General features: G+C 36.0%; 10 protein-coding genes and 1 other annotated feature. Of the genes, 2 read left to right on the plus strand and 8 right to left on the minus strand.

The window, feature by feature from the left end; all coding sequences use genetic code 11:
- Positions 1-188: 188 nt before the first annotated feature.
- The 6 genes from AC3WSK_RS20930 to AC3WSK_RS20955 form a co-directional block, all read right to left on the minus strand.
- Positions 189-725 (minus strand): hypothetical protein, encoded by a 537-nt coding sequence (locus tag AC3WSK_RS20930; protein ID WP_427482498.1) that lies wholly within the window; start codon positions 723-725, stop codon positions 189-191.
- A gap of 166 nt (positions 726-891) precedes the next feature.
- Positions 892-1,329, minus strand: a complete 438-nt coding sequence (locus AC3WSK_RS20935) for a GNAT family N-acetyltransferase (RefSeq protein WP_492414446.1) — start codon at positions 1,327-1,329, stop codon at positions 892-894.
- A 374-nt stretch (positions 1,330-1,703) separates the two neighbouring features.
- Complete coding sequence (ileS, locus tag AC3WSK_RS20940; RefSeq protein ID WP_492414447.1) at positions 1,704-4,793, minus strand: isoleucine--tRNA ligase; 3,090 nt, start codon at positions 4,791-4,793, stop codon at positions 1,704-1,706.
- Between the two features lie 59 nt (positions 4,794-4,852).
- Positions 4,853-5,092 (minus strand) — a binding site (T-box leader).
- An 81-nt stretch (positions 5,093-5,173) separates the two neighbouring features.
- Positions 5,174-6,025 (minus strand): DUF2785 domain-containing protein, encoded by an 852-nt coding sequence (locus AC3WSK_RS20945; protein ID WP_492414448.1) that lies wholly within the window; start codon positions 6,023-6,025, stop codon positions 5,174-5,176.
- A 26-nt stretch (positions 6,026-6,051) separates the two neighbouring features.
- On the minus strand, positions 6,052-6,711 hold the full coding sequence (locus AC3WSK_RS20950) for a hypothetical protein (RefSeq protein WP_492414449.1): 660 nt from the start codon (positions 6,709-6,711) through the stop codon (positions 6,052-6,054).
- A gap of 176 nt (positions 6,712-6,887) precedes the next feature.
- The gene (locus tag AC3WSK_RS20955) at positions 6,888-7,331 is read right to left on the minus strand and encodes an Lrp/AsnC family transcriptional regulator (RefSeq protein WP_427482489.1); all 444 of its coding nucleotides are present in this window, start codon (positions 7,329-7,331) and stop codon (positions 6,888-6,890) included.
- 141 nt (positions 7,332-7,472) lie between these two features.
- Here AC3WSK_RS20955 and AC3WSK_RS20960 point away from each other — a divergent pair, with 141 nt between their 5' ends.
- A complete protein-coding gene (locus AC3WSK_RS20960) occupies positions 7,473-8,057 on the plus strand; it encodes a DJ-1/PfpI family protein (protein WP_492414450.1) in 585 nt (194 codons plus the stop codon).
- Positions 8,058-8,100: 43 nt separating this feature from the next.
- On the opposite strand, the gene AC3WSK_RS20965 is transcribed toward AC3WSK_RS20960, so the two are convergent.
- The gene (locus AC3WSK_RS20965; protein ID WP_079563272.1) at positions 8,101-8,952 is read right to left on the minus strand and encodes a LysR family transcriptional regulator; all 852 of its coding nucleotides are present in this window, start codon (positions 8,950-8,952) and stop codon (positions 8,101-8,103) included.
- Between the two features lie 156 nt (positions 8,953-9,108).
- Here AC3WSK_RS20965 and AC3WSK_RS20970 point away from each other — a divergent pair, with 156 nt between their 5' ends.
- Complete coding sequence (locus tag AC3WSK_RS20970) at positions 9,109-10,251, plus strand: MFS transporter (protein ID WP_492414451.1); 1,143 nt, start codon at positions 9,109-9,111, stop codon at positions 10,249-10,251.
- 471 nt (positions 10,252-10,722) lie between these two features.
- On the opposite strand, the gene AC3WSK_RS20975 is transcribed toward AC3WSK_RS20970, so the two are convergent.
- Positions 10,723-12,159, minus strand: a complete 1,437-nt coding sequence (locus AC3WSK_RS20975; protein WP_492414452.1) for a YcdB/YcdC domain-containing protein — start codon at positions 12,157-12,159, stop codon at positions 10,723-10,725.
- Between the last annotated feature and the right edge of the window lie 23 nt (positions 12,160-12,182).

Genomic DNA, 12,182 nt, shown 5'->3' on the forward strand with positions numbered 1-12,182 from the left:
TAGTACAGTCGTAGCATCAGTTTAACATACTAAAGCCTTATGAAAAATCGAAAAATCACTAGGCTTATTCGGCATGGCCCAGTTTATCAAAATAATATCAGAGAGTTAAGAAAGTTATTATAGATACTTGACTAATCGTAAGAAAAGAGCTGCATATGCAACTCTTTAATCTTTTATTAATGATTCCTTTAGTTTAATAGGCCTTTTGATTCCTGATCCCATTTTGTAATTGCATAAAGTATTTCTTTTGGGTTAGGGTCGTGTTCTAAATATCCTCCATAAAGGGTAACTAGAACACCATAGCTAAAATCTTGACTAATAATCCATATATCATCATGATCGATATGTTCCCATAGAATGCTAAAGTTCATTAATGCCCACTTTCCGTCAACAATAAATATTGGACAATCACCTATCCCAAAAGACAAGTACACTAATTTATTTTCAAAATCAATTCTTTGTACATAGTCAATAACCTCATGTTCCCAACTAAATTCTTTTCTGAAATCACGATATTTAATCGCAAAATCCACTTTATGTAATTCATAATTCCATTTCTCGTGAACTTTATTTAATATTCTTTCTAATTCTGGAGACGTAATCAACTCGCTTTTTTCTATCACACTAGAAATATGTTTTGGAAATAAATTCATTAGATTAGTTCTCTGATTTTTTTGTTTGACAACTTGTATTTTTTGCTGCATTCGTCTTTTTCGTTCATCCATAATCTCACCTCTTTGCATTCAAGCACCCTTATAATACCATTAATTTAGTAATAAAAGGATTTATCTAATCCAACTAACCCGCGACGTTAGTTGAAGATGAAAAAGATGGGATCCCTGAGGAATCCCATCTTGAAGTAAAGCACCCGTATGAAATAAGTTAGTTTGTTTATAACTGCAAACTCATAGTAACTGTCCTAATGCTAAATCCCAATTTTTCATACAGTTTAATTGCTTGATTCCCCGCAAATGCACTTAGACGGATTTCTGAATATCCATCTTGTTTTAGATGATCAATTCCTGCTCTCATTAACATTTTGGAGATCCCATTCCCCCTAAATTCTTCTATAACAAATAGTTCGTAGATAAATCCATTCATCCTATCCGTAAATTGGTCTTTACTAGCCCCTATAAGAATCCAGCCAATTAATTTATCATTTTCTTTTGCTATTAAATAGTAGCTTCCCTTTTCCAAAAGTGGCTTAACAAGTTGGTCAATTTTTTCTTTCGTAGGTTCTACCTCACCTAATGTACCATCAAAAACGGCTTGTGGAGAAAGAGATAATACCTTTTTTAGTTCCAAATCGTTAGGTTTTCTAATTTCCATTAATTGAATCAGTCCTTAATTTCCTTTTTATCAGTTTAACATATTATCCCAATAATTCCTCTCTACAGGCTATTATTTACTTGAATTCTCCTTGTACTAAACTATACAGTTTGAATCACATATAGAAAAATTCACATATACTTTACTTTATTAATATTTTCAGACTATACCTTTAAACACAAATAAGAGCTGAACTACTATCAAAATTAGTTCAGCTTAAAAATAACGAATGTTACACATTGTATATAGTGATAATGATCTATAGTGCATTACTTTAATTCTTGACTATTAATAAAATACTTGTGCTGAGCTTTTTTCTGTTGACTCCTGAGCTTACCTGATCACTTCCTCTGTATACCCGATTATTACAGAATTTACAGTATAAAATAGACAGAAACTTTTTCATCAAACATTTCTGTCTCTATATTCCGTTCAACATGGTCGGCACTCACATAATGAATATCATGTAACAACACATTTGCCTTTAATAATGCTTCGTGCTGCTGGATAATCGTTTTTGCTTTGGCACTTCCAGCAATCGAAATCGTTATATATTGCTCAACAGGAAGTTGCCATTTTTTTCGTGTATCTTGGATTGTGCGAATAAGTTCCCTAATTTGCCCTTCCTCAAGTAAACTAGTTGTCAGCTGAACATTCAAAAGGACTCGACAAGAAGCTTCTTCGGCTAAGATGTATTGGTCCTTTACAATGGATTCAGTTAATACGTGAGCTTTTAGCAATGTTAGTTGTTCTCCATCAATCGTTAATGCAACTGAACCTGTTTGTTGTAAGTTAGTTTTCTCCTTATCACTTAAATTCACTACGTACTCTTTTACGCTGTTCACTTTTGCTCCAAATGCTGCACCTGCTGTTTTAAAATTAAGCTTATAATGAACCGTTTCATATGCAGAGAAATCATTTGTCCAGAGGCATTCTTTTATGTTTAATTCATCTTTCACGAGCTCGCTATATGGTTGATAATCCGTTAGCTCACCGTCAACTGAGACAATCATTTCACTTAAAGGTTGCTTTACTTTGATGCTTTGACTATTACGGATGCTACGGCCAAGTTCTACTATTGTTAAAATATTCCCCATCTCTTTTTCAAGTTTCGTATTCACAAGCGCTTCATTGAATGTTGGGTAGTTTTGCAAATGAACGCTTTGTCCGCATAATTGTCGATATAAATCTTCTGCGATAAATGGCGTGAAAGGCGCTAGTAATTGACAAAGTGTCGTGAGTAGCTCATACAGTGTACTGTAGGCACCACGCTTATCTTCTGACAATCCGTTAGCCCAAAATCTTGCTCGTGAGCGACGGATATACCAGTTACTTAGCTCCTCCACAAGCTTTCCAATTTCACGTGTTGCTTGTGTAAATTGATAATCGTCCATCGATTTTGTCACTAACTGAATCGTATGATGTAATCGAGATAGTATCCAATGATCTAATTTTGTACGAGTACCTGTATTATTGGCATCGTATTGGAAGCCATCTATTTCTGCATATAGCTGATAAAATTTGAACGTATTATCTAGTGTATCGACTAGTTTTGATTTTGCATCCATCACAATTTTCTTTGAAAAGCGTTTAGGATTCCAAGGAGAACTGTCAACTAAAAACGCCCATCTTAATGCGTCTGCCCCGTACTGCTGAATTAGTTCAACTGGCTCTAATGCATTGCCTTTACTTTTCGACATTTTCTGTCCATGCTCATCTAAAACATGCCCTAAAGATAGTACATTTTTATAAGGTGCTTTACCTGTAAATAAAGTCGATACGGCTAATAAACTATAGAAAAATCCACGTGTCTGGTCGATACCTTCAATGACAACATCAGCTGGGAATTGATTGTTAAACGTATCGAGGTTTCCAAAAGGATAATGATGCTGAGCAAATGGCATTGAACCACTATCAAACCATACATCAATCACTTCAGGTGTGCGTTCCATGTCCCCATTACATGTTGGACAAGTACATATAACCTCATCAATATACGGCTTATGGAGCTCTATATCTTGTAAAGTACTCTTCGATAACATTTTTAAGGCTGCAATACTATTTGGTGCCTCTTCATGACCACAATCCTTACAAACCCACACATTGAGTGGCGTTCCCCAATAGCGATTTCGGCTAATATTCCAGTCCACTAAGTTTTCTAAAAAGTTTCCAAATCTACCGTGTTTAATATGATCGGGATACCAAGTTACTTGTTCATTATTTTGTAAAAGCTTATCTTTCAATGGCGACATGTTGATAAACCAACTATCAGTTGCGTAGTAAAGCAAAGGTGAATCACAGCGCCAGCAATGAGGATAGCTATGCTCATATTTTTCCTTATCAAACAATAGCTCATCTTTAGCGAGCATTTTAATAATGTCGACATCACACTCTTTCACAAATTTACCGACAAGCTCTGGAACATCTTCTGTATAACAGCCTTTTAAATCAACAACATTAACAAATGATAGGCCATTTTGCTGAACCGTTTTATAATCGTCCTCCCCATATGCAGGCGCGATATGAACAATTCCAGTTCCACTATGCTCTGTGACATAATCGGCCAGCACAACGACATGACCTTTATCAACGGTTACGTATGAAAAAGGTGGAATGTACGATACACCTTCAAATTCATGCCCATTATGCTCACTTAATATTTCAACGGGTTCAGTAAAAACCTTTTCCACTAATGATTTTGCCAAGATATATACTTTATCGTGTTGCTTCACTCGAACATACACGAGCTTAGAATTCATCGCCAAGGCAACATTAGCAGGTAATGTCCATGGTGTCGTTGTCCAGCCAAGAAAATACTCATCTTTGTCCTTCAACTTAAACATTGCCGTTACCGATAAATCTTTGACATCCTTATAGCCTTGCGCAACCTCATGAGAGCTTAATGATGTTTGACAGCTAGGACAATATGGCGAAACACGATGCCCCCTGTATAAAAGTTTTTCCTTATGCACATGGCTTAAAATATTCCAAACGGACTCAATGTAATCATTACTTAACGTTAAATAAGGGTCATCCATATCAATCCAATAACCGAGCTGCTCTGTAAAGGAGCGCCACTTCTTCTCATAAGTAAAGACACTTCCCTTACACTCTTGAATAAATTCCTCAACACCATATTTCTCAATTTCTTGCTTGCCAGAGATGCCTAGCTTTTTTTCCACGCCTAACTCTACAGGCAAGCCATGTGTATCCCAACCAGCTTTACGTTCAACTAAATAGCCTTGCATCGTTTTATAACGAGCTACTACATCTTTAATCGTTCTACCAAATGCGTGACCTACGTGTGGTAAACCATTTGCTGTTGGCGGTCCTTCATAAAATACAAAAGGCTGTTGTCCAACACGATTTGTCACGGATGTTGTAAACGTGCCTTCTTGCTCCCACAATGCTCGGATCCGTGTTTCTCGTTCAACTGTAGTTTCCTTCTTTTGTTCTACTTGCATATTAGTTCCTCCTATACAATTAATTTTGTATAAAAGGCATACAAAAAACCCCGTCCCAAGTAAGGGACGGGGTTAACCGCGAATACCACCCTAATTCTATTGAAGTAACGTTCAATAGCACTCAGCAACGTACAATCATACGTGTTCTTTTTAACGGTAGACACCCGAATCAGCTTACTATGTTCAGCTAATCTTCTCAGAGAGGATCTTCATGTATCACTTGCACACCGACTTCCACCAATATGTCGGCTCTCTGTAGAACAAAATGAAACACTACTCTTTCTCATCAACGAATTTGTATGCTTTTATTGTCACTCATCGTAACAGACTATTTTTCGTCTGTCAATAATTTCAAAGTACTACTATTGGTAGTAATTTTCCTATAATTCATCAAGACATGTTTCGATGCTTTTATGAAGAGCTGCGAACTTAGGCTTCCCATTTGTTATAATATAAAAGCTTTTCACAAAGGATTTACAGTTAAAAACTAAAATTCTGTGATGCTGTACATCAAGCTGTTCTTTTTTTACTTTTAAAGTAGCAGGTAATTGTTGCAGCAACTTAATGATCTCATGCTCCTCTAGACCTTTCTCAAGCATAGTGAAAATAGGAACTAAAATCCGCTCATCTTCATTATGAATGAAAGCATAATTTTCTTGCAAAATGGCGTTCCACAATGCGTTAACAATTTGACTATAAAAAGCTTTATCTAATTTTGGATTTTTCACCAACTCATCGATTGCATCAGCCATATGGGCAACACTATGAGCCCACCCTTTTACCGGCACGTAGCCCCTTGCATCCTTTTCTACTGCTAAATAAGCTAGTACTTTATCTTTACAATCAGCGATTTTTTGTTGGGATAAAAAATCGTCTGCGTTATCTCTAAATAATATTAGGGCAATCAATAGCGACGTAAATGTACGGGTAAAAACTAAATCTGATTCGCCCTCTTCAATACCCTTACATAATAAATTATTCAAGCATTCCTCTAAAAGCTCCGTTAAAAGTGAATGCTCTAGTAAGTTTTTTTCACGGATCAATTCATAAAACGATCCATAAATTAAGTTATCTCGTAGTTCACTATCTAATGAGCCGATATGTATCATCATTGATTGTATGAGTAGAGTTTGGTCCTCTTGCTGCCAGCTTCTATCTCCACTATTTAATTCTCTGAGAATTCCTTTTAAGTCGTTTTCCTTTAATAAGGTTTTATTTTTTAACATACGCATTATTGCTCTCCTTTTCACGGTTGCTTTTATTCTAAATACTCAAAACTACTTTCGTGGTAAATGCCATCAAGCTTCCATCCCTTATTAAACCGAACGTAAGTAAACTCCTTCTGCTGGTCGTTGCCCATTACAACAATTACCTTGCTTTTCCAAGGGAAGGTTGCCGCACGCACTTTTCCATTTCTGACCTCATTAATTTGCTCGGACAAAGAAAGCAGAGTAGATGGCGTAACACTATTTTGTATCAAATATTGCGGACGGTCAGAGCTATCTTCAAACTCCTTCATTACTTGTTCATGAAAGGCAATTACTTTTTTGTTTGTATCATACATACAAATCCCTAGTGAACTAATGCATAAAACGATTAAGCTTCCGAAAAAAATAACATGCTTTTTCTTTAACCCTATATAAAATTCCCATTTATATTCCTTTTTGTATAAATAATAATATATACCTATACATATTGGCCAAATAAAAAGAAATTGCCACATTAACACCACCCAAAAGATATCACCAAAAGACACAAAATATCTAATCATATTGTGGTTTAAAAACCAAAAGGGTAAAATCCAACGCCAAGCTAAATTTTCCTGAGAAACGCTTTTAAAATAGATAAGTATGAGTGGAGAAGATAGAATAAATGCTAATGCATTGTCCATTATTGCAATTATCAATGATTTATTCACTTCCCTGCACCTATTTTTCGAGAATTCAAATACTTACAATAATTGTACCTTATTCCAAATATAAAAAACAGCTAATAAAAAGCTAGACATTCTTGAATTTTTGAATGTCTAGCCTTCTTATTTTAAAATCATCTTTTTCTCCTGCTACATCTGCAATCGATATTGTTGTAGGAACATTAGTCTAAATTTTCATCAAAAGAAGTCTCAATGACCGCTTTTTTTGTTGAAGAAAGCACAATATTCGTTGAAGGCGTACCATAAGGCATTGCGTCGTCAATAAACTGCTCTAATGTTTCTACTGAATTGGTTGCAATTTTTACAATGTAACTGATTTCACCCGCGACACGATAGCATTCAAGGACATCGGGGTGTGCATTACAAAAATCCGAAAGACTTTTACAATCAATGGATTTAAATAAAATAATGGCTTGAATGTCGCGATTAATCCTTTTTAAATTAACCCTAGCACCGTAACCTTCAATAATCCCCTGCTCTTCCAGTTTTCTTACACGTTCAATAACAGCCGGAGAAGATAAATGAACCGTAGCCGCTAATTCTTTCATCGACATTTTTGCATTTCGTTGTAATTGCTGTAAAATTTCATGATCTATTTGATCCATAAGTATCCACCTTTTTTTATAAACTAGATTTAATGAATTTCCTTTCATTATAAAGCAAATCTTCTAAATTACATTATACAGATTCTGTTATTGAATATCATTATTCATTACAATTAAACGTATAAAGGAGGCATTAACAACATGAAAAAAATATTATTACTATTAGCAAATGGTTTTGAGGCTGTTGAAGCAAGTGTTTTTACAGATGTACTTGGCTGGAATAAATGGGAGGGCGACGGCACTACAGAGGTCGTGACTGTAGGATTACATCAGAAGCTGCAATGTACATGGAATTTTAACGTAGCTCCTGAAAAATTGCTACATGAAATATCATTAGAGGATTTTGATGCACTTGCGATTCCTGGAGGCTTTGAAGAGGCTGGATTTTATGAGGATGCTTTTAGCGAGGAGTTCCAGGCGGTTGTTCGTCATTTCGATGAACACAAAAAACCTATTGCGACGATTTGTGTAGCTTCCCTCATTTTAGGTCATAGCGGAGTGCTTCATAATCGAAAAGCTACAACTTATAATCACCCAACAAGTAAACGAATAGCACAGCTGCAATCCTATGGTGCAGACATCGTCAACGAACGAGTTGTTCGAACTGAACATATTATTACATCCTCCAATCCCGGCACTGCATTCGATGTTGCATTTAGCTTATTAGAAATGTTGACAACAGTGGAAAATACAAAAAAGGTCAAGGATTTAATGGGGTTTAATTAATTTAATGAAGCTGTCTTCACGAAACGCTTGGAGACAGCTTCATTTAATTTGATATTAATTTATATAATTTCGAACCTAATTCTTTATGCTTTGTAACCAATGCAATCGTTCTGGATCTTCCAAAATTATTAATCGGTAAAGTAAAAAGTTGAAGATGGCCGATATTTTTTGCCATTAATTCTGGTACAATCGTAATCCCCATTCCAGAAGTTACTGCGCCAAAGACAAAATCCCCAAAGTTTACTTCACTAATGATATTCGGCGTGTAGCCAAGTGATTGTATTTGTTCTACTATATCCTTCCTTGAATCACAAGGAGCTTGATGAACAATAAGCGGCTCCTCACACAGTTCTTCAAGATCAACTGCTATTCTTGAATTAAAACGATGATTCAAAGGAAACACAGCATAATAAGGTTCCGTAAACAACTCCCAATTCCACAAAGATTCTCCCGTATACTTTGCATCCACAAAGATTGCATCAAGTCTCCCTTTTTCTAAAGATTGTAATAGTTCATTTGAAGTATTTTGAATCATTAATGTTATAGGTCGACCAAGTTGCTTAAGTTCATTCATTTTGTTTGGCAAATAGTAAGTGGCTAAGCTAGGCAGACCACCGATCGCAATAGGATTACTTTGACTAAATTGCTGCAATTCTTCACGAATCGCTGTTAATTCAATCAAAACTGGTGTAATTCGGGTGTAGAAACGATCGCCAGCTTCGGTTAATTCGATACCAATGGAAGTCCTATGAAATAATTCCATGCCAAGATTATTCTCTAAGTTTCGTATATGTTTACTTAGTGCAGGTTGGGAAAGATTCGTAATTTGAGCAGCTTTAGAAAAACTTTTTTGATTGGCGGCAGCAATAAAGCTGTGTAACCATTCTACATTCATTGTATCCCTCCATACCCTATAACGATTTGTTATATCCTTATAAAATAGTGATTGTTCCATATTCGAGGTTTTTTAGTAACCTATTAAATATAGAAGGTGCTTCGATTATAACATAACGTTATAGGTTATCACCTTTAATTTATGGAGGTTCAATTTATGAAAAATGTTTTATTATTAGCCTTTGGCATGTTTGCCTTGGGTTTTGATGCTTATGTGATCGCAGGACTTCTCCCAGGAATTAGCGATACGTATCAAAAAAGCACATCACAAGCTGGTCAGGCAGTGAGCATTTTCACTTTATTTTACGCAATATCAGCGCCGTTATTTTCTTCTTTACTTGCCGGAAAACCTATAAAAAAAATCTTAATATGGTCAATGCTACTCTTCACAATAGCGAATAGCGTTACAGCTTTAGCTCCGACCTTTTCTATTCTTCTACTTTCGAGAGCAATTGCAGGGATTGGGGCTGGTTTATTTTCACCTTTAGCTATAGCAGCTTCTACAAAGTTCATTTCAAGTGAAAAGAAAGGAAGAGCTCTAGGATTGACTATAGGAGGTATGAGTATGGGAACAGTGCTTGGCGTTCCTTTAGGTATTTATATATCGAACTTATTTGATTGGAAAGTAACACTTTGGCTATTAGTGATAATCGGTGTCATTTCTATTTTATGTATGCATATGTTTCTGCCCGATTTCCCAACAACACCTCCCCCTGCACTAAACGAACGATTAAAAATGTTCCTGGATAAAAGAGTAACTATAACTGTATGTATAACATTTTTCGCCAGTGTTGCTAGTCTCGGATTGTACACATACCTCTCTCCCCTTTTAGAAGAAATGACAAGCTCGAGTAATTTAACAATTTACTTATGGGCATGGGGATTCGGTGGCTTGGTTGGAAGTATATTGATTGGTTACTTAATCGACTACTTCGGAAAACCAAAAACTTTAGTTACAATCATTTTATTTACTTTAACGTTATCGATTATTAGCATACCCTTAATGCTTAACTTCCCTATTTTAAAATACTTACCGTTCTTTGTCTGGGGAGCAATGGGTTGGGCATGCCAGGCACCTCAACAACATATTTTAGTCTCACAACAGCCGAATAACGGAAGTTCGGCAGTGGCATTAAACAGTTCTGTAAATTATTTAGGCAGTGCAATAGGCGCAAGCTTAGGCGGGGTCGTATTGTCTTTACAGTTGGGAACAATAACATTGATTTATTTTGCAGTAATTTCTATGTCATTCGCAATTTGTTTACAGTTTTATAGTATGAAGAAGAATTGTAGCGGATAAATTGATTTGAAAATTGCGGCACTAACCGTCTAATTGATGATTCTAACCATTAATTCGATGGTTAAAGTCGCAACTTTTTGGTTTTACGTTTCATTTTCGTGAGATATCCGTCATTTCATCGGGGTTATTCTTCAATCAATCGGGGCAATCTCTCGTTTAGAGGGTTCTTTCCGTCGCTCTGACAGTTCTATCCGTCACTTTGACGTTTCTATCCACGATTTCGGCAGTTCTATCCACGACTTTGACGTTTCTATCCACGATTTCGGCAGTTCTATCCACGATTTTGATTAATTTCTAGACCGACCCTTTCATTTTGAAAGAAGTAGATAAAAAACCCGACTTCCCAGGAAATCGGTTCTGTACCAAGTGCAACTGACTACTGTTCCGAACAATAACTTTAATCCGCACCACCTATAGTGATTGGAAACTTCTGTACTGTCGCTTTGCTTCCATATAGTAAAAATCAATTCACTAAACATTACTGACAATAATTTCGCCAGTAGTCGCGTCAATATACCGGATAGGTAACTTAGTTTGTCGATCACACGCTTGATAGATAAGTTGATAAGACTCAATTTCGTCATCGTAATTTTTGTCCCAAACCAATTGAAAATCGATATTTTCTAGAAATTGACGATTCGCTTTTTCCAAAGAAATAGCTGGTACTGTAGTCATTTGGCGAAGTTCATCCAAATCAAAATTCGGTCCACTATAATAATCAATCAGTCCAGTTGTACAATTTACAACGACAATCACCATATCAGCAATAGGTAATCCTTGATTATGGGCATGGAATATAAATGAGTCTGATTCTCTTTCATCCTCTTCTTCATCTCCTCGAATTAATCGTTGAAGATAAGGATAGTAGTCCGGAATTACTTTTTGTAAAAAGTCTATTGCTTTTTCATAACATGCTTCATGATTAAGCTGTAGATTTCCTAAGCGTTTATGCAACCATCCAAAGCTTTGTATATTACCAGTTTTTTTTGAAATAAAAGTTTTTACTGTATCTTCTGACTGCATTTTAAAAAAGCTGTTCATCGTTAAATCTTTTTTTTGCATCTCCCAATTCCGCTTACGCCACACCATCCCTAGCTCTGGCCCTATATCTACTTCTCGAATAAGCTCCAGTTCATCTGTAATGCCAATGATCGCTTCATTAGTTACTTCATTGGCCGTAAAGTTAGCTGGCAAAGGAGGAAGAGCAGCATAACTTTCAGGCTCATTTTCATCATGAATGATCTTTAAAGTTGGTTTTAATGCATCTGCTTTAAAATTTAAAAATGAATGTACCTCATACACGAGATGAAGTCCATCCTTCGTCACATTGTAAACATCGCGAGATAATTTTGTTATTACTAGTTGTAATGCCAACGTATTACGCACATATTCCATTAGACTTTCCTTGGAAACTAGTTTTAAAGGGATTTCAGGACTCGTCTTAACACCGTCGTATCTAAATTTAACAATATCGCCAAATGCATCAACATCAATAAAACAACCAGCTTGTGCTAATGGTACACCCATAACAAACTGTTCAAAAGAAAAGCGTTCTACACGCGACAGTTTTTTCTTTTGAGAAAGTGTTAAGTCTTTTAAAGCTTCTGGATAATGAATGAGTAAAAATTGTTCCGCACTCCTTTTCTTATCTTCAGTAGAGATAGAATAAGCCTCAGGAACAGTATCATTAGTTTCAATTGATAAATATACGAGATGACCAGTGCAATCTAACTCAACAGTCATACTTTCATCCTGTTGATCATTCGCCCATGAGAACATCACTCTCTCGTCTGCAGAATACTCTTCTATGATTAGCTCATAGTGACTCGGTAACGGAACAATGGATAAAGCACGTTTTTTCAATTCATCTTTTTGCAAACCAATGCCTCCCCTTTTATGTATAAACAAAAACCGACCTCCTAAGAGATCGG

The sequence above is a fragment of the Lysinibacillus sp. EB271-A1-10B genome (genome assembly GCF_058791335.1).